Origin of the sequence: Pseudomonas sp. ITEM 17296 (assembly GCF_028895205.1) — a bacterium.
In the GTDB taxonomy this organism is placed as follows: Bacteria; Pseudomonadota; Gammaproteobacteria; order Pseudomonadales; family Pseudomonadaceae; genus Aquipseudomonas; species Aquipseudomonas kermanshahensis.
The window spans coordinates 45,991-63,710 of the sequence record NZ_WJRS01000001.1 but is presented as its reverse complement, the minus strand read 5'-3'; the positions used below and the strand labels follow the sequence as shown (position 1 = coordinate 63,710).

Sequence of the window (17,720 nt, the reverse complement as noted above, 5' to 3'; positions counted from 1 at the left end):
TCAGTGCCCGCCCAGCTCTCGAATATTCTGTTTGAGGTTTTCGAAGTCGTAGTCCGACAAGCCAATGTAGTCGAGCACCAGTGGCCCGACCACTTCCCATTCGTGGTCGACGCTCTGGCTGCCCAGTACCCGGTAGGACGCGCAGATGTGCTCGGCCATCTTCAGCACCGCCAGCAGGTTCTTCAGCTGGCTCTGGGTATTGCGCGAAGACTCGTCGCGGAACACGGCCAAGGCGTTGTGGTGGTTGGCGATGGCCGCCGTGAGGTGCTCGGGCAGGCGCCAGGACTTGGCGGTGAAGTACCCCACCACCGAGTGGTTGGTGTTGAACGCGCGGTTTTCCGTATCGACCACCCGCGTTTCGCCGCTGGCCTTGGCATAGGCCTCTTCCAGCACGTCCATGTAGTTGGGGAAGCGCTTGAGCATCAGCGGCACACCGCAATCATGGAACAGCCCGAGGGTGTAGGCCTCGTCAGCCGTCTGCATGCCGGTGCGCTTGGCCAAGGTCAGGCAGGTCATGGCCACATCCTGCGCGGTGTCCCAGAAGCGGTTCAGCGTGACGATGGTCTCGTCGCTCATTTCGCCTTTGATCGACTGGGCGTTGATCAGGTTGATGATCGAACGGCTGCCCAGCAGGTTCACCGCCCGCTGGATCGAGCCAATCTTGTTGGAGAGGCCGAAATGTGGGGAGTTGACCAACTTGAGCAACGCGCCGGACAAGCCCGGGTCTTGGGAAATCAGCTTGGCGATGGTTTCCAGGTCTGGGTCGGGCATGTACTGCTCGAACTGCAGGTCGACCATGATCTGCGGTTGCGGCGGGATGGTGATGCCTTGCAAGGCTTGCTGGATCTGTTCGGCGCTGAGTTCTTGGGACATGCGTACACACTCGTTGAGGACGGCGAATTCTAACACCGGATCGGCTGGCTTTAGCCCTGGCCAGCACTTTGTCGCGCCTGACCCCGAAGCGAAGGCCAACACGGTATACTCCCGCTCTTTTTTCCCGGAGCGACGTCATGTCCCTGCCCAGCCTACGCCTCAAAGCCAATGCCGACCGCCGCCTGCGCGCCGGCCACCTGTGGGTCTACAGCAATGAAGTCGACGTCGCCGCGACCCCGCTGCAAGGCTTTCAGGCCGGCCAGCAAGCGATCCTCGAGGCTGCCAACGGCAAGCCGCTGGGCATCGTGGCGCTGAGCCCGAACAACCTGATCTGCGCGCGCCTGCTGTCGCGCGACATCAAGCTGCCGCTGGACAAGTCGCTGCTGGTACACCGCCTCAACGTCGCCCTGTCGCTGCGTGAGCGCCTGTTCGACAAGCCGTGCTACCGCCTGGTCTATGGCGACTCCGACCTGCTGCCAGGCCTGGTGGTCGACCGTTTCTTCGACATCCTCGTGGTCCAGCTGGCGTCGGCCACCATGGAACTGCACAAGGACGACGTGATCGCCGCCCTGGTGCAAGTGCTCAAGCCAAGCGGCATCTTGTTCAAGAACGATTCCGCCGCGCGTGATGCCGAAGGCCTGCAGCGCTACGTCGAAACCGTCTACGGCGAAGTGCCGGACTGGGTCCCGCTGGAAGAAAACGGCGTCAAGTTCGAAGCACCGGTACGTGAAGGCCAGAAGACCGGCTGGTTCTACGACCACCGCATGAACCGCGCACGCCTGGCGCCCTACGTCAAAGGCAAGCGCGTGCTCGACCTGTTCAGCTACATCGGTGGCTGGGGTGTGCAAGCCGGCGCGTTTGGCGCCAGCGAAGTGTTCTGTGTCGATGCGTCGGCTTTTGCCCTGGACGGCGTCGAGCGCAATGCCGCGCTCAACGGCATCAGCGAGAAGCTGACCTGCATCGAAGGTGACGTATTTGAAGCGCTGCGCGAGCTGAAGGCCGCCGAAGAACGCTTCGACGTGATCATTGCCGACCCACCCGCCTTCATCAAGCGCAAGAAAGACCTGAAAAACGGCGAAGCGGCCTACCGTCGCCTCAACGAACAGGCCATGCGCATGCTCAACAAGGACGGCATTCTGGTCAGCGCCTCGTGCTCGATGCACCTGCCCGAGGATGACCTGAACAACATCCTGCTGACCAGCGCCCGCCACCTGGACCGCAACATGCAACTGCTCGAGCGCGGCGGCCAAGGCCCGGACCACCCGGTGCACCCGGCCATTGCCGAAACCCGCTACATCAAGAGCATTACCTGCCGGTTGCTGCCTAACAGCTGATTGGGCAATCACTGAAGCGTGCATTACCTCCACCCCCTGTGGGAGCGGGTTTACCCGCGAAAGCGTCGGTGCATTCACCCTCGCATTCGCGGGTAAACCCGCTCCCACAGGGGTCGAGCTTGGGCTCTAAGGGATGCGCTCTGTCAGATATCCAGCACGTACGACGCGATCCCAAAGTACACCAGCACCCCCGCCGCATCGGCAATCGAGGTCACCAGCGGGCCACTGGCCGTCGCCGGGTCGAGCTTCAGCTTGGTGAACATGAACGGCAGGCTCATGCCGATCAGGCTGCCCAGCAACACGATCACCAGCATGCTGCTGGCAACGATCAGGGCAATGTCCATCCCACCGCGCAGCGCGCCCAGCGATGCCACCGCCACGGCCATGGTCGCTCCCAGCGCCAGCGCAACCCCGCACTCGCGCCCGAGCATGCGCAGCCAATCACGCATGTACACTTCGCCCGTCGCCAGGCCCCGCACCATCAAGGTCGCCGACTGCGCCCCGGCATTGCCCCCGCTGTCCACCAGCAGCGGCAGGAAGAACACCAGCACGATGTGCGCGGCAATGGTTTCCTCGAACGCCGCAATCCCCGCCCCCGAGAACAGGTTGCCAAAGACCAGCAACACCAGCCACAGCACCCGTTTGCGGTACAGCAGGCTGACGGTGGCATCGCGCAGATTGCCCACGTGGTTGGTGATGGAGGCGCCTTTGTGGAAGTCCTCGGTGGCCTCATCGACCACCACATCAAGTGCGTCGTCGCAGGTCACCAGGCCCACCAGCCGCCCGGCTTCGTCCAGCACCGGCACAGCCAGCAGGTCGTGCTCGCGGATCAAGCGGGCCACGTCTTCCTGACGGGTCGTGGTACAGACGCAAATGACCTTGTGCACCATGATGTGATCAATCAGCGCCTCAGGCGCCGCGAGGATCAACTCGCGCAAGGACAAGGTCCCGAGCAGGTTGCGCTGCCCGTCGAGCACATAGGACTGGTAGATGGTTTCGGCATCGGCGGCCTCGCGGCGCAGCATGTCGATGGCCTGGCTGGCGCTGAGGCCAGCATCCAGGCACGAGTACTCACTGGTCATCAGGTAACCGGCCGTGCCTTCGGGGTAGCCTTGCGGGTGAAGCAGGTCGTCACGACGGGCCTGGGCGGCCTGGCGCAGGTCAAGGGGTGAAACGAGCGTATCGGAGGTGTGCTGCATGAGGTTCTCCAGGCGCCGACGCAGGCACCCGCTCACCTCAGCCACACGGGCTCAAGCCTTCGGAAGCCCTGGCGACGACGCGCTCAGTGCCAATTTGCGAGTTCGGTATGAACTGAAACTGGGAAGGTCCATTGAGGGTGTATCTCGTGAAGCCGCACATGCGGCGGGCGGATCATAGTCAGCTTGGGCGGGCAGGTCAGCCCCTGAACCGGCGTTTCGGAAGCGTCCTACAAGCGACCGGTCATGAGGCCAAAGCCACCGCCCAGACACATCGCCATTCCCTCACAGCGCCAGCGGTGTAGAATCGGCCTATTCATCGCCAGTCATCCCCGGCGGGTTTATGAGCTCTGGTCGAGCACGCGGCGATCCCGTGGTGTCTTCGGCCCCATCCGTGCCAGTGGCAACCGGCCTAAGGCGCATAGGACAAGAGAAGCTCACTCCCCTTTTTGTGACCTGATTAAGCCGCCAGGAGTGCTTCATGCCTGATTATCGTTCCAAGACTTCCACCCAAGGCCGCAACATGGCTGGCGCCCGAGCCCTGTGGCGCGCCACCGGGATGAAGGACGAAGATTTCAAGAAACCGATCATCGCCATCGCCAACTCGTTCACCCAGTTCGTCCCGGGCCACGTGCACCTGAAGGACCTGGGCCAGCTGGTTGCCCGTGAGATCGAGCGCGCCGGTGGCGTGGCCAAGGAATTCAACACCATCGCGGTCGACGACGGCATCGCCATGGGCCACGACGGCATGCTGTATTCGCTGCCAAGCCGCGAGATCATCGCCGACGCCGTGGAGTACATGGTCAACGCCCACTGTGCCGACGCCATTGTCTGCATCTCCAACTGCGACAAGATCACCCCCGGCATGCTGATGGCCGCCCTGCGCCTGAACATCCCGGTGATCTTCGTCTCCGGCGGCCCGATGGAAGCCGGCAAGACCAAGCTGGCCAGCCACGGCCTGGACCTGGTCGACGCGATGGTCATCGCGGCTGACTCCACGGCCTCCGACGAGAAGGTTGCCGAATACGAGCGCAGCGCCTGCCCGACCTGCGGTTCGTGCTCTGGCATGTTCACCGCCAACTCGATGAACTGCCTGACCGAAGCCCTGGGCCTGGCCCTGCCGGGCAACGGCTCGACCCTGGCCACCCACTCCGACCGCGAGCAGCTGTTCCTCACTGCCGGCCGCACCATCGTCGAGCTGTGCAAGCGCTACTACGGCGAGAACGACGAGTCGGTCCTGCCGCGCAGCATCGCCAACTTCAAGGCCTTCGAAAACGCCATGATGCTGGACATCGCCATGGGCGGTTCGACCAACACCATCCTGCACCTGCTGGCCGCGGCCCAGGAAGGCGAGGTGGCGTTCGACCTGCGGGACATCGACCGCTTGTCGCGCACAGTGCCGCAGCTGTGCAAGGTGGCGCCGAACATCCAGAAGTACCACATGGAAGACGTGCACCGCGCCGGCGGCATCTTCAGCATCCTCGGCTCGCTCGCCCGTGGCGGCCTGCTGCACACCGACCTGCCGACCGTGCACAGCCGCAGCATGGAAGAAGCCATCGCCAAGTGGGACATCACCCAGACCGACGACGAAGCGGTGCACACCTTCTTCAAAGCCGGCCCGGCGGGCATCCCGACCCAAACCGCGTTCAGCCAGTCGACCCGTTGGGAAACCCTCGACGACGACCGTGAAAACGGCTGCATCCGCAGCTTCGAACACGCCTACTCGCAAGAGGGTGGCCTGGCGGTGCTGTACGGCAACATCGCCCTCGACGGTTGTGTGGTGAAGACCGCCGGTGTCGACGAGTCGATCCATGTGTTCGAAGGCAGCGCGAAGATCTTCGAAAGCCAGGACAGCGCCGTGCGCGGCATCCTCGCCGACGAAGTGAAGGCCGGTGACATCGTCATCATCCGTTACGAAGGCCCGAAGGGCGGCCCGGGCATGCAAGAGATGCTCTACCCGACCTCGTACTTGAAATCCAAAGGCCTGGGCAAGGCCTGCGCCCTGCTCACCGACGGCCGCTTCTCGGGCGGTACCTCGGGCCTGTCGATCGGCCACGCCTCGCCGGAAGCCGCTGCAGGCGGCGCCATTGGCCTGGTGCGCGACGGCGACAAGGTGTTGATCGACATCCCCAACCGTTCGATCAACCTGCTGGTCAGCGACGAAGAGCTGGCCGAGCGCCGGGTCGAGCAGGACAAGAAAGGCTGGAAGCCCGCCGAAGTGCGTCCGCGTAAGGTGACCACCGCGCTCAAGGCCTACGCCCTGCTGGCGACCAGTGCCGACAAAGGTGCGGTACGTAACAAGGCGATGCTCGACGGGCTGTAAGGCTTTCTAGCGTTCGAACAACCGGCGCCCTGTGCGCCGGTTTTTCATGCCTGTGGATAAGTTCTGAATCAAAGCTCCCCACGCGAAGCGCAGTGGCGCAACTGCGCCAGCAGCAGGGCCGCCGAGCGCTTTGGCTTCGCCGTCGAGGTCAGCATGAACTGCGCGTGAGGCAGTGCGGGCAGTGTCGTCACTTCCTGCAGGCCTGCGGCCAGTGCGCATGAGCGGGTGACCGGGGTTACCCCAAGCCCGCCGCTTACGGCAGTCATCAGCCCCCCGGCACTGGGGCTCTGGCAAACGATCCGCCATTGTCGCCCTGCACGCGCCAACGCTTCGATGGCCGCCGCACGGTAGGGGCATTGATCGGAAAACACCGCCAAAGGTACAGGTGAGGTCGCATCATCGGTGGCCAGCGCCAGCGGCCCTCTCGCCCAGACCAACGGCTCGGACCAGAGCACCTCGCCACGCTCATCACCGCCGCAGCGGCTCCCCAGCACGATATCCAGCCCACCCGCGTGCATGAGCGCGAGCAACTCGCCGGTCAAGCCGACCTGCAGGGCAACCTCGGCATCGGGGTGCGCCACGGAAAACCGACGCAGGCAATCGATGATCGGGGCTTTGACCATCTCCTCGCTCAACCCCACGGACACCGTGCCGCAAACCCGCCTGCCGACGCCAAGGCTCGCGCGGGCATCGTCATGCAGTGCCAGGATGGTGCGGGCATAGCCTGCCAGCCGCGTGCCTGCCGGAGTCAGGCTGACCGAGCGCGTGGTGCGTTCCAGCAGCTTGTGCCCGGCTTCAGCCTCGAGCCGCCGAATGTGTGCGCTGATTGCCGATTGCGTGAGGTGCAGGCGCTCTGCCGCACGCGTGAAACCCCCGCTGTCGGCCACGGCCAGCAAGCTACGCAGAAGGACGCTATCGAACACGGATTGATCACCTATCGGACTGAATGAGGCGAGCATACGTGATTTCTATAATGGATCGTCCTCAATCAGACTTTGCGCTCCCCCTGTGCCGTATATCGCCAGGGAAATGCCATCGACGCTGACAGGAGTAGCCCCGTGGTTGAACGTGTTCTTTATGTGTGTGCATCGCCGAGAGGCGAACGCTCGGTTTCCGCTCAAATTGCCGAAGTGTTCCTGGCCGCGTTGGCCGAGCGCAAAAGCGTGGAGGTTGACCGCCTGGACCCTTGGGAATGCGAGCTGCCCGAAGTGGATGGCGACCTGCTGGCGGCCAAGTACGCCGGGCTTGCCGATGCGCCGCTTTCCCGCGCGCAAAACGCCGCGTGGGCACAGATCAAAACCCTCGCCAAACGCTTCCACCGGGCAGATACAGTGGTGTTCAGCGTCCCGCTGTGGAATTTCGGCATCCCCTACAAACTCAAGCACTTGATCGACGCCATTTCGCACAAGGGCGTGTTGTTCACCTTCGATGAACAGGGGTTGAACGGCATGCTGGGTGGGCGCCGGGCGGTGGCCATCTACACCCGCGGGCTGGGTTATGGCCCCGACTCCCAGACGCCTGACCAGGCGTTCGGCCTGGAAAAACCCTTCCTCGATGCGTGGTTCCGCTTCGTCGGGATCAACCAGGTGCACAGCATCGTGGCCGAACAGACGCTTGGCGCCGAGGGCGCCAGCGTCCGCTCAAGCGCCATGGAAGCCGTGGCCATGCTGGCGCAGAACTTCGACCAACAACAAGCCAGAACGCTCATTGTCGGCCGAAGCGGCTGACCTGCACCGGGTTACTGGATCTGCTCAGGCGTGACGATCACCCAGTTCTTGTCCGCCGTCACCGGTAGCCCTTCCTTGGCCTGCGCGGCCGCGTGCTTGGCGATCATGCCGTTGAGCTGGTCCATGTACTTGGCCTTGCGGTTTATCCACAGGTGGATGCCCCCTTTGCCCACGTCCACCCCGTGGAACTGCATGTAGCCATCGCTGGTGGGCGTATCGCCGCCCACCAGCACCGGCCGCTTCCACTCGTCGATGTAGGTGAGGATCGCCGCCTGCTTGCCCGCCATCCAGGTCGCGGGGGTCCACAGGTAAGGCGTCAGTTCCAGGCCTTCGTTGGCCTTGGGGTCATAGCTGCCGGCGCTGATCTGCTTGCGCGCCGTGGTCAGTTGGCCGTTGCTGCGGTCCTTCAGTAGCAGGCTGACGCCAATCACGTTCTGCGGTTTGACGTTGTAGCCGTACTTGGGGTCGGACGCGACCATGCGCACCAGTTCTTCGGACGCGGCAGAAATGACATACACCTCGATGCCGTTTTCCATCAGTTTGTTGAACAGCTCGGCCTGGCCGGCAAAAACCTTGGGCGGCTGCACCTCGATGGCCTTGACCTGGTCACCCTCGAAGTAGGTGCTGGGCACGGGTTTGCCGGAGGCCATCAAGGCGTCAACCTGGGCCTTCAGTTCCTTCAGGGTGAAGCCCGAGAACACCTGCGCCACCCAGGGGTAGCAGACCATGTCGTCGATTTCGCACAGGCGGTAGTAGTAACTGAACAGGCTTTCCTTGTGCTCAGCCGTGTCTTTGAAGGGGATCAGCTTCAACGAAGGGTCGAGCTTGTCGCGGCTCAGCAGCCCCTGGTTCTCCATGAACGGCAGCAGCGCCTCTTCAAGGTCGTAGCGGTAGCTGGTGTTGTCCATGTCGAACACCGCGTAGTTACCTTTGTTGGCATTGGCGGCGATCATGCTGTCGAGCTGTTTGGCGGCCTCGGCAGGCCAATGCTTGAGTTCGGTGGCCCAGGTTTGGGCCCCGAACAGCAGGGACAGACCCAGGGCGAGGGCTTTCGGAGCGAACTTCATGTGCGAATCTCCTGAAATGACCGGGAAACGCTAGTCCAACCTACCGGCCCAGCAAGCCCTGACAACGACGTTCAAGCAGCTTGAAACGCCCTGTTCATTGCTATCTGCGACATTCCGTTATTCCATAAACGACTATGCACATTCCATTTGGGTATAAATTCGTTTGTTTTCAGGCTGTTAGCATTTCCGTTCGCAATCGCTCACAGAGGCGATGCCTCTTCTGTTTTTTGTTGGAGCTTCAATGAACCTGCCGCTGTCTCTCAACCTGCTGGCGTTCCTGGCCTTGCTGCTGGGCCTGGCACAAACTCGCCGCACCGACTGGAGCCTGGCCAAGAAGGTCTTGCTGGGCCTGGTGCTGGGCGTGGTGTTCGGCCTGGTCCTGCACACGATCTATGGCGCTGGCCACCCGGTATTGAAAGCCACCATCGCCTGGCTCGACCTGGTCGGCAACGGCTATGTCGGCTTGCTGCAGATGATCGTCATGCCGCTGATCTTCGCCTCGATCCTCAGCGCCGTGGCACGCTTGCACAATGCCTCCTCGCTTGGCCGCATCAGCGTGCTAAGCATTGGCACCCTGCTGCTGACCACTGCCATCGCCGCATTGATCGGCATCGTCTTGACCAACCTGTTCGGCCTGACCGCCGACGGCCTGGTGGCTGGCGTGCAGGAAAGCGCGCGGCTGCAAGCGATCCACAGCGACTACGCGGGCAAGGTCGCCGACCTCAACATCCCGCAACTGCTGCTGTCGTTCATCCCCAGCAACCCAGTAGGCGACCTGGCGCGGGCCAAGCCAACCTCGATCATCAGCGTGGTGATCTTCGCCGTGTTCGTCGGCCTGGCCGCCCTGCAACTGATCAAGGACGACGCCGAGAAAGGCGCGCGCGCCCTGTCGGCCATCGACACCCTGCAAGCCTGGGTCATGCGCCTGGTGCGCGTGGTGATGAAGCTCACCCCTTATGGTGTGCTGGCCCTGATGACCAAGGTGGTCGCCAGCTCCAACCTGGACGACATCCTCAAGCTGGGCAGCTTCGTCGTCGTTTCGTACATCGGCCTGGGGCTGATGTTCGTGGTGCATGCCGTCATTCTGGCGGCGACCGGCGTCAGCCCGCTGCGCTTCTTCCGCAAGGTGTGGCCAGTGCTGACCTTCGCCTTCACCAGCCGCTCCAGCGCCGCCAGCATCCCGCTGAATATCGAAGCGCAAACCCGTCGCCTGGGTGTGCCGCAGTCGATCGCCAGCTTCAGCGCCTCGTTCGGCACGACAATTGGTCAGAACGGTTGCGCCGGCCTGTATCCGGCCATGCTGGCCGTGATGGTTGCCCCGGCAGTGGGCATCGACACCTTCGACCCGCTGTGGATCGCGACCCTGGTCGCCATCGTCACCCTGAGCTCGGCTGGGGTAGCCGGGGTGGGCGGTGGTGCGACCTTCGCCGCGTTGATCGTGCTGCCGGCCATGGGCTTGCCGGTTGAACTGGTAGCACTGCTGATTTCGGTAGAGCCGTTGATCGACATGGGCCGCACGGCACTGAACGTGAATGGCTCGATGACGGCCGGGGTGGTGACCAGCCAGCTGTTGAAAGAGACTGACCAGGACGTGTTAGCAGATGACCAGCATGCAACGCTGAGTCATAGCTGATACGGCAAGGCCGCCCCTACAGAGAAGACGTGGTCTTTTTGTAGGGGCGGCCTTGCGTTTCGATAGGGGCGCAAAGCGCCCCCAACAATCTCAAACCTTGTCCCAGACATCGAAGTGATACGCCGGCCCCGCCCCTTCAGGCGCTTGCGGCTCACTGCTCACCCGGCGCCACTGCGCCTCGTCGAACGCCGGGAACCACGCATCGCCCTCAGGCGACAGCTCGACCCGGGTCAGGTACATGCGGCTCACCAGCCCCTTCTCCAGCGCCTGCCCATACAGCTGCGCCCCGCCAATCAGCATCAGCTCATCGACGCCCTGCTCACGCGCCCACTGTTCGGCGCGCACCAGCGCAGCTTCCAGCGAGGCGAACACCTCGGCACCGGCCAGCGCCAGCCCCGGCTGGCGGCTGACCACGATATTCAGCCGCCCCGGCAAAGGCCGGCCCAGCGAGTCCCAGGTCTTGCGCCCCATGATGATCGGCTTGCCCAGGGTCGTGGCCTTGAAGTACTTGAAATCCCCCGGCAGGTGCCAGGGCATGGAATTGTCGATACCGATCACGCGGTTCTCGGCGAGGGCCGCGATCAGGCTGAGGGGGAGTGTGCTAGTCATGCCAGCGAGGATAGCAAACCCGCCGTGGGTTATGCTTCTGCCCTGACCTGTGCAATGGAAGACCTTGTGACTGGACCGACGCCACTGGACAAACGCTGGCTCACCGAAGCAGTACGCCTGCGCGAGGAACATGCCGGCCCCCTGGAAGACCAGGAAGCCAACCGCCACGCCCGCCAGGCCGGCGGCGACCTGGCGACCCGTATTGAAACGCGCGCGCTGTTCCTGGCCGAACGCGACGGCATGACAGCCGCCCTGCGCCACTGGAAGCAGGGCGCGCGCCTGGCACTGCTGGCCCTGTTGATCATGGCCGCCTTCAGCGGCGCGGGCCTGGCCTTCGCGGCGCTGGGCGATGGCCAACGCCCGGTGAATGTGTTCTGGGCACTGGGCAGCCTGCTGGGGTTGAACCTGGTGATGCTGCTGAGCTGGGCGATCGGCTTCAGCCTGAGCGGCGAACACGGCGCTGGGCTGGGCCGGCTTTGGTTGTGGCTGAGCGAACGCTTTGCCCGCGATGCCAAGGCCGCGCACCTTGCGCCCGCGTTGCTGGTGCTGCTGCAGCGCCAGCGCCTGAATCGCTGGCTGCTTGGCGTGCTGGTGCACGGGCTGTGGCTGCTGGCGATGATGACCGCGCTGGCGATGCTCTTGGCGTTGCTGGCCACACGGCGCTATGGCTTTGTCTGGGAAACCACCCTGCTTGCCGCCGAGCCGTTCATCCACATGACCCAGGCGCTCGGCGCCCTGCCTTCGCTGCTGGGCTTTGCCGTGCCGGACGAAGCCATGATCCGCGCCAGCGGCGACACGCTGCCGGCCCTGGACCTGGCCCGCCAGGCCTGGGCCAGCTGGTTGCTCGGTGTGGTGCTGGTCTATGGCCTGCTACCACGCCTGCTTTTGGCCGCACTGTGCCTGTGGCGCTGGCGCCAGGGCCAAACACACCTGGGGCTGGACCTCAGCCTGCCAGGCTACGCGGCATTGCGCGAAAGCCTTATGCCACGCAGCGAGCGCATCGGTGTGCAGGACGCCGCGCCCGACACCTTGCCCCACTTCGCTGCCGGGCAACTGGAAAGCGGCAGCAGCGGTGCCTTGCTGGTCGGCCTGGAGCTGGATGACCAGCGCCCCTGGCCGCCCGCCCTGCCCAAAAGCGTGACCGATGCCGGCGTGCTCGATAGCCGTGAATCACGCAACCGGCTGCTCGAACAACTCAGCCGCTTCCCCCCGGCGCGCCTGGCTATCGCCTGCGACCCACGCCGTTCGCCCGATCGCGGCAGCCTGGCGTTGCTGGCCGAACTGGCACGCAACGCCGGCGCCACCCGTATCTGGCTGCTGCAGGCGGCCCCAGGCCAGGCCCTGGACGCCGAGCGCCTGGGCGACTGGCACGAAGCGCTGGACCGCCTCGGCCTGCCCCACGCCGACACCTCGCCCTTGACCTGGTTGGAGCATGGCCATGACTGAGCCGCTTAAACTGGCCGTGGTCGGCCACACCAACGTCGGCAAGACTTCGCTGCTGCGTACCTTGACCCGCGACGTGAGCTTTGGCGAGGTGTCCCATCGCCCCAGCACCACCCGCCATGTGGAGGGCGCACGCCTGTCGGTGGACGGCGAGCCCTTGCTGGAGCTGTATGACACCCCAGGCCTGGAAGACGCCATTGCCCTGCTCGACTACCTCGAGCGGCTGGAGCGCCCGGGTGAGCGCCTGGACGGCCCGGCCCGGCTGGCACGCTTCCTCCAGGGCAGTGAGGCACGCCAACGCTTCGAGCAGGAAGCCAAGGTGCTGCGCCAGTTGCAGGCCAGCAATGCCGGCCTGTACGTGATCGACGCCCGCGAACCGCTGCTGGCCAAGTACCGCGACGAACTGGAGGTGCTGGCCAGTTGCGGCAAGCCGCTGCTACCCGTGCTCAACTTCGTTGCCAGCAGCCAGCACCGCGAGCCCGAATGGCGTGAAGCCCTTGCCCGGCTTGGCCTTCACGCCTTGGTGCGGTTCGACAGCGTGGCCCCGCCGGAAGACGGCGAGCGCCGCCTGTACGAAAGCCTGGCCCTGCTGCTGGAAGACGCCCGCCCTGCCCTGCAACGGCTGATCGACGACCAGCAGGCGCAACGCCAAGCCCGCCATCAAAGCGGTAAACGCCTGATCGCCGAGCTGCTGCTCGACTGCGCCGCCTGCCGGCGCAGCGTGGTGGCCGAGCCCGCCGCCGAAGCCAAGGCCATCGAAGCGCTGCGCCAGGATGTGCGGCAACGCGAACAGCGCTGTGTCGAAGCGCTGCTCAAGCTGTATGCCTTCCGCCGCGAAGACGCCCATGCCAGTGATTTGCCGTTGCTGGACGGTCGTTGGGGCGATGACCTGTTCAACCCCGAGACCTTGAAGCTGCTGGGCGTACGCCTGGGCAGTGGCGTGGCGGCGGGCGCTGCGGCCGGGGCCGGGGTCGATCTGTTGGTCGGAGGCCTGACCCTGGGCGCGGCGGCCTTGGCGGGTGCGATCGCAGGCGGCGCGCTACAGACGGCACGCAATTACGGGTCGCGGTTGATGGGCAAGCTCAAAGGGCAGCGTGAGCTGACGGTGGACGATACGGTGTTGCGGCTGTTGGCGTTGCGCCAGCAGCAGTTGATGGTGGCCCTGGATAACCGCGGGCATGCCGCGCAAGACAGCATTCGCCTGGGCGAGCTGGACGAGAAGACCTGGCGCGAGGGCAAGTTGCCTGAGGCGTTGGTCAAGGCGCGGGCGCATCCGCAGTGGTCGACGCTCAACCCCGGGGCGCGGGTGAATCAGGCGGAGCGGCAGGAGCAGTTGGAGGCCTTGGTGTTGCAGATTTGAGTTTGTGTGGGGACTGGTAGGTGTTCGCCTTTAGGGGGGCGGCGCCTGGGAGACCGAGCGCCGCCCGCGCGGCGCTTCGCAGCACAAGGCTGCTCCTACATTTTTCGGGCCAATTATTCCTGAGGCGGTCGCGCGCCAATATCACAGGACTCACTGGCCCGAAACAGATGTAGGAGCAGCCTTGTGCTGCGAAGCGCCGCGCGGGCGGCGCTCGATCTGCCAGGCGCCACACCCCTCAAGGCATGCACCTCTCAACCCCAAACCCAACCCCAGCCCCGCCCCCCTTCACTGCTGCGCCACCTTCTCCGACTTACCGTCATACCGCTTGCGCCACTCGGCCAGAATCTCGTCACGGTGCTTCGAGGCCCAGGCAAAGTCGTTCTTGATCAACCGCTGCTCATAATCAGCCGGCAACTCGGTCTGCGGCTTGGCAATACCCGGCGCGGCAAGCACCGCGAAGTTTTCCTTGTACAACGCCATGGCCGCAGGGCTGGCCGAAAAGTCTGCCAAGCGCTTGGCCGCATCGGCCTTTGGCGTGCCTTTGATCACCGCCGTCGCCTCGATCTCCCAGCCCAGGCCCTCCTTGGGCAGCACGATGTCCAGCGGCGCGCCTTGGCGCTTGAGCTGCACAGCGGGGTATTCGAACGAGATACCAATCGGGAACTCGCCCGCCGCCGCCAGCTTGCACGGCTTGGAGCCGGAGTGAACGTACTGGCCGATGTTCTGGTGCAAGGCGTCCATGTAGGCCCAGCCCTGAGGCTCGCCAAAGGTCTGCAGCCAGGCACTGACATCCAGGAAGCCCGTGCCGGACGAGGCCGGGTTGGGCATGACGATCTTGCCCTTGTACTCAGGCTTGGCCAGGTCTTGCCAGCTTACCGGCTTGCTCAGGCCCTGCTTCTCGGCCTCGATGGTGTTGAAGCAAATGGTCGCGGCCCAGACGTCCATGCCCACCCAAGCCGGTGGGTTGGCTGCGTCACGGTAGTTTGCCGAGATCTTGCCCAGGTCCTTGGGCGCATAGGCTTCGAGCATGCCGTGCTGGTCAAGCACGGCCAGGCTGGAGGCCGCCAACCCCCACACCGCATCGGCTTGCGGGCGGTCTTTTTCAGCCAGCAGTTTGGCGGTAATGATGCCCGTGGAATCGCGCACCCACTTGATCTCGACGTCTGGGTTGGCCTTTTCGAAGGCCTGCTTGTAGGTCTTGAGCTGTTCGGCTTCCAGCGCGGTGTAAACCGTCAGCTGAGTGCCGGCGGCCGAAGCCTGCAGGCTGAACACGGCAGAAACGGCAGCAGCAAGTGCAAGGTGCTTGAACATGGTGGGGTTCCTTACAGGTCAGGCAGCCGCGGCGCGTTGGCGCCAGGCTTGGGAGCGGCGCAACAGGCCGCGTGAGGCTGCAGCCAGCAGCAATGAGGCGCTGGCGCTGGTCAGCAGAATCAAAGTCGACATGGCGGCGGCACCGCCAACGTTGCCCGCGTCGTCCATGTTCAGCACGGCAACGGCGGCGAGGATGGTGTCGGGGCTGTAGAGGAAGATCGCCGCCGACACGGTGGTCATCGCCGAGACGAACAGGTAGCGGATGATGTCCATCAGCGCCGGCAAGCAGATCGGCACGGTTACCCGTAGGAAGTGCCGATACAGCGGCGCCTTGAGCGACAAAGCGGCGGCCTCGAACTCGCCGTCGAGCTGGCGCAGTGCGGTGGTGGCGGTCATCTGCGCAGTGGTCAGGTAATGGGCAATGGTGCAGATGACCAACAAGCCCATGCTGCCGTACAGCACATGCAAGGGGTTGCCGTTGAGGTTGAAGAAGAACACATAGCCCAGGCCCAGCACGAGGCCCGGCACCGCCATGGGGATGAAGCTGAGCAGGCGCAGCGACTGGTTGAGCAGGCGTTGGCCCTGGGTCTTTTCCATCAGGTAGGCACCGCAGAAAATCACCACGCTGCCGATCAGCGCCGTGCCAATCGCCATGGTCACGCTATTGCGGTACGCCAGCCAGCCTCCGCCGGCGGTGTCCTCGAACAGGTAGTGCTTGAGCGACAGCGACAGGTTGTAGGGCCAGAAGGTGACCAGTGACGAATACACGGCCATGCCGATCACCAGCAACAGCACCGCGCAGACCACCGACACGACCGCCAGGAAGCAGGCATCGCGACGGCGCGAGGGCTTGGGCTCGAACACCTGCGCTCGCCCACTCATGGCCTCGCCCTGGCGGCGACGCAACCAGGCATCGACAGCAAAACTCAGCAGTGCCGGCACCAGTAAGACCATGCCAATCAGGGCGCCGCGGCCAAATTGCTGCTGGCCAACGACGGCCTTGTAAGCCTCCAGGGCCAGCACCTGATAATCCCCCCCGACCACAACCGGGACGCCGAAGTCAGTGATGGTCAGGGTAAACACCAGGCAAAAGGCGGCGAATACTGCCTGGCGCGTGGCGGGCCAGGTAATGCTGGAGAACGCCCGCCACGGCCCAGCGCCCATGCTCGACGCAGCATCGAACAGGCGCGCATCGGCCAGCGACAGGGCCGACAGCAGAATCATCAATGCATGCGGGAAGGTGTAAATGGCCTCGCCGAGCACGATCCCCCAAAAGCCGTAGATGTTGTCGCTCAGCAGCCCGCGCAGCAGGCCCTGGTTACCGAACAGGTAGACCAGCGCGATCGCCGGCAGCATCGACGGCGCCAGCAGGGGCAGCAACGAGATGCCCCGCCACAGGCCCTTGGCCGGGATCAGCGTGCGTTGCAACGCATAGGCGAACAGGTAAGCCAGTGGGATGACGATGGCCGCGACGGTGAACGCCACCGACAAGCTATTGCCCAGCAGCCAGTGGAAGTTCTCGCTGGCGAACAGCGCCCGGGCAGCCGCCAGGCCGCCGCCCTGGCCGGCGTCACCGCTGAAACCACGCCAGAAGATCGCCAGCAGCGGCATCAGCACCGCCATTACCAGCAGCATCAACAGCAACCACTTCCCACCGACGACAAACAGCCGGTCACCCAAGGCAACGCCGTGGCGCGACGCGGCCTTGGCCGGGTTCAGCGGCAGGGACATTGGCGCGGCCATCTTAGGCGAACACCTGCAGGCTCTGCGGTGGCAGCGCCACCCAGATGTCCTGCGAGCCCAGCCGCGGCATGGCCTCGGGGGCCAGTTCGGCCAGCAAGGCATGGCCCGGCAAGGCTTTGAACTCGAAGCTCATGCGGCAGCGGTTGCCGAGGAAGGTGATCTCGCGGACCTTGGCCGGAAACAGGTTTTCTTCATGCACCGGCGGGTTGACCGTGATCGCCTCGGGGCGGCAGAACAGGCGGCCGCTGCTGGCCCGCGCCGAGCCAGGCGACAAACGCATGCTCATGCCGCCGACCTGGGCCTGGCTGTCACCGCTGCGCTGGAACGGCAGCCAGTTACCCTGGCCAACGAACTCGGCAACGAAGGGCGTGGCTGGCTGGTCGTAGATAGCCTGCGGCGTGGCGTACTGCTCGACCTGGCCGTTGTTCATCACGGCAATGCGGTCGGCCATCAGCATGGCCTCGTCCTGGTTGTGGGTAACCATCAAGGTGGTGATACCCAGCTGGCGTTGCAGCTGGCGCAGTTCAGTGCACAGGTGCTCGCGAACCCGCGCGTCCAGCGCCGACATCGGCTCGTCGAGCAACAGCAGCGAAGGCGCCGGCGCCAGCGCGCGGGCCAGGGCCACACGCTGCTGCTGGCCGCCGGAAAGCTGCCCGGGGTATTTTTTTTCGCTACCGGACAAGCCGACCAGCTGGAGCATTTCGGCCACCCGCTGGCGGGCCTGTTCGCGGCCGCTGCCGGTCAGGCCATAGGCGATGTTGGCTTCGACGGTCAGGTTGGGGAACAGCGCGTAGGACTGGAACAGAATGCCGTAGTCGCGGGCCTGGGGTGGCAGCTCCGAGACGTCGCGCTCGCCGATATACAACTCACCGCGGTCCTGGCGTTCGAGGCCGGCGATGCAGCGCAACAGCGTGGTCTTGCCGCACCCGGACGGGCCGAGCAAGCACACCAGCTCGCCGGCGGCGATGTCCAGGGAGACATCGTTGAGCGCTGTGAAGGCGCCGAAGCGTTTGTGGATGTTGCGCACTTTCATCTGTGCGCCTGGGGTGGCGTTGTTCATGGCAAGGCCTCATCGAAGAGATGGGGCCATGCTAGGAAGGC

At 64.4% G+C, this 17,720-nt stretch carries 14 protein-coding genes; 6 read left to right on the top strand and 8 right to left on the bottom strand.

Annotated features, from left to right (window positions below):
- A complete protein-coding gene (locus tag GIB19_RS00295) occupies nt 1-819 on the bottom strand; it encodes an HDOD domain-containing protein (RefSeq protein ID WP_172960437.1) in 819 nt (272 codons plus the stop codon).
- Between the two features lie 191 nt (nt 820-1,010).
- Between GIB19_RS00295 and GIB19_RS00290 the strand changes: the two genes are divergently transcribed.
- The gene (locus tag GIB19_RS00290; protein ID WP_027592312.1) at nt 1,011-2,207 is read left to right on the top strand and encodes a class I SAM-dependent rRNA methyltransferase; all 1,197 of its coding nucleotides are present in this window, start codon (nt 1,011-1,013) and stop codon (nt 2,205-2,207) included.
- Between the two features lie 143 nt (nt 2,208-2,350).
- Here the strand turns inward: GIB19_RS00290 and mgtE are convergent, their stop codons facing one another.
- Nucleotides 2,351-3,406 (bottom strand): magnesium transporter, encoded by a 1,056-nt coding sequence (gene mgtE, locus GIB19_RS00285; protein WP_274882685.1) that lies wholly within the window; start codon nt 3,404-3,406, stop codon nt 2,351-2,353.
- A 478-nt stretch (nt 3,407-3,884) separates the two neighbouring features.
- On the opposite strand from mgtE, the gene ilvD reads away from it, so the two are divergent.
- Nucleotides 3,885-5,726 (top strand): dihydroxy-acid dehydratase, encoded by a 1,842-nt coding sequence (gene ilvD / locus GIB19_RS00280; RefSeq protein WP_238217633.1) that lies wholly within the window; start codon nt 3,885-3,887, stop codon nt 5,724-5,726.
- A gap of 68 nt (nt 5,727-5,794) precedes the next feature.
- Here the strand turns inward: ilvD and GIB19_RS00275 are convergent, their stop codons facing one another.
- Nucleotides 5,795-6,649: a LysR family transcriptional regulator gene (locus GIB19_RS00275; protein WP_274882680.1), complete on the bottom strand. Its 855-nt coding sequence runs from the start codon at nt 6,647-6,649 to the stop codon at nt 5,795-5,797.
- A 135-nt stretch (nt 6,650-6,784) separates the two neighbouring features.
- On the opposite strand from GIB19_RS00275, the gene GIB19_RS00270 reads away from it, so the two are divergent.
- Nucleotides 6,785-7,453 (top strand): FMN-dependent NADH-azoreductase, encoded by a 669-nt coding sequence (locus GIB19_RS00270; protein ID WP_274882678.1) that lies wholly within the window; start codon nt 6,785-6,787, stop codon nt 7,451-7,453.
- Nucleotides 7,454-7,464: 11 nt separating this feature from the next.
- Here the strand turns inward: GIB19_RS00270 and GIB19_RS00265 are convergent, their stop codons facing one another.
- Nucleotides 7,465-8,520 carry a haloacid dehalogenase-like hydrolase gene (locus tag GIB19_RS00265; protein ID WP_252826155.1) on the bottom strand — a complete coding sequence of 352 codons (1,056 nt, stop codon included), beginning with the start codon at nt 8,518-8,520 and terminating at the stop codon, nt 7,465-7,467.
- Between the two features lie 241 nt (nt 8,521-8,761).
- Between GIB19_RS00265 and GIB19_RS00260 the strand changes: the two genes are divergently transcribed.
- Nucleotides 8,762-10,153, top strand: a complete 1,392-nt coding sequence (locus tag GIB19_RS00260; protein WP_027592307.1) for an L-cystine transporter — start codon at nt 8,762-8,764, stop codon at nt 10,151-10,153.
- 90 nt (nt 10,154-10,243) lie between these two features.
- Here GIB19_RS00260 and GIB19_RS00255 read toward each other — a convergent pair whose 3' ends face one another.
- Complete coding sequence (locus tag GIB19_RS00255) at nt 10,244-10,762, bottom strand: dihydrofolate reductase (protein WP_027592306.1); 519 nt, start codon at nt 10,760-10,762, stop codon at nt 10,244-10,246.
- Nucleotides 10,763-10,816: 54 nt separating this feature from the next.
- Between GIB19_RS00255 and GIB19_RS00250 the strand changes: the two genes are divergently transcribed.
- Nucleotides 10,817-12,208, top strand: a complete 1,392-nt coding sequence (locus GIB19_RS00250) for a DUF2868 domain-containing protein (protein WP_274882672.1) — start codon at nt 10,817-10,819, stop codon at nt 12,206-12,208.
- Complete coding sequence (locus GIB19_RS00245; RefSeq protein ID WP_099430711.1) at nt 12,201-13,565, top strand: GTPase/DUF3482 domain-containing protein; 1,365 nt, start codon at nt 12,201-12,203, stop codon at nt 13,563-13,565. Before GIB19_RS00250 ends, GIB19_RS00245 begins: the two co-directional genes overlap by 8 nt.
- A 285-nt stretch (nt 13,566-13,850) precedes the next feature.
- On the opposite strand, the gene GIB19_RS00240 is transcribed toward GIB19_RS00245, so the two are convergent.
- The 3 genes from GIB19_RS00240 to GIB19_RS00230 are packed head-to-tail and all read right to left on the bottom strand — an operon-like array spanning nt 13,851 to nt 17,679.
- Nucleotides 13,851-14,876, bottom strand: coding sequence for a putative 2-aminoethylphosphonate ABC transporter substrate-binding protein (locus tag GIB19_RS00240; RefSeq protein WP_274882671.1), 1,026 nt, complete (start codon nt 14,874-14,876; stop codon nt 13,851-13,853).
- A gap of 18 nt (nt 14,877-14,894) precedes the next feature.
- Entirely contained in the window at nt 14,895-16,619 is a 1,725-nt protein-coding gene (locus GIB19_RS00235) for a putative 2-aminoethylphosphonate ABC transporter permease subunit (RefSeq protein WP_274882670.1), read from the bottom strand.
- 1 nt (nt 16,620) lies between these two features.
- Nucleotides 16,621-17,679 carry a putative 2-aminoethylphosphonate ABC transporter ATP-binding protein gene (locus GIB19_RS00230; protein ID WP_085272221.1) on the bottom strand — a complete coding sequence of 353 codons (1,059 nt, stop codon included), beginning with the start codon at nt 17,677-17,679 and terminating at the stop codon, nt 16,621-16,623.
- Nucleotides 17,680-17,720 lie beyond the last annotated feature (41 nt).

Excerpts from the sequence above, each read along its gene's own strand:
- GIB19_RS00290 (WP_027592312.1), top strand. The coding sequence starts at position 1,011 with ATGTCCCTGCCCAGCCTACGCCTCAAAGCCAATGCCGACCGCCGCCTG.
- GIB19_RS00255 (WP_027592306.1), bottom strand. The coding sequence starts at position 10,762 with ATGACTAGCACACTCCCCCTCAGCCTGATCGCGGCCCTCGCCGAGAAC.
- GIB19_RS00235 (WP_274882670.1), bottom strand. The coding sequence starts at position 16,619 with ATGGCCGCGCCAATGTCCCTGCCGCTGAACCCGGCCAAGGCCGCGTCG.
- ilvD (WP_238217633.1), top strand. The coding sequence starts at position 3,885 with ATGCCTGATTATCGTTCCAAGACTTCCACCCAAGGCCGCAACATGGCT.
- GIB19_RS00230 (WP_085272221.1), bottom strand. The coding sequence starts at position 17,679 with ATGAACAACGCCACCCCAGGCGCACAGATGAAAGTGCGCAACATCCAC.
- mgtE (WP_274882685.1), bottom strand. The coding sequence starts at position 3,406 with ATGCAGCACACCTCCGATACGCTCGTTTCACCCCTTGACCTGCGCCAG.
- GIB19_RS00250 (WP_274882672.1), top strand. The coding sequence starts at position 10,817 with ATGGAAGACCTTGTGACTGGACCGACGCCACTGGACAAACGCTGGCTC.
- GIB19_RS00240 (WP_274882671.1), bottom strand. The coding sequence starts at position 14,876 with ATGTTCAAGCACCTTGCACTTGCTGCTGCCGTTTCTGCCGTGTTCAGC.
- GIB19_RS00245 (WP_099430711.1), top strand. The coding sequence starts at position 12,201 with ATGACTGAGCCGCTTAAACTGGCCGTGGTCGGCCACACCAACGTCGGC.
- GIB19_RS00260 (WP_027592307.1), top strand. The coding sequence starts at position 8,762 with ATGAACCTGCCGCTGTCTCTCAACCTGCTGGCGTTCCTGGCCTTGCTG.
- GIB19_RS00265 (WP_252826155.1), bottom strand. The coding sequence starts at position 8,520 with ATGAAGTTCGCTCCGAAAGCCCTCGCCCTGGGTCTGTCCCTGCTGTTC.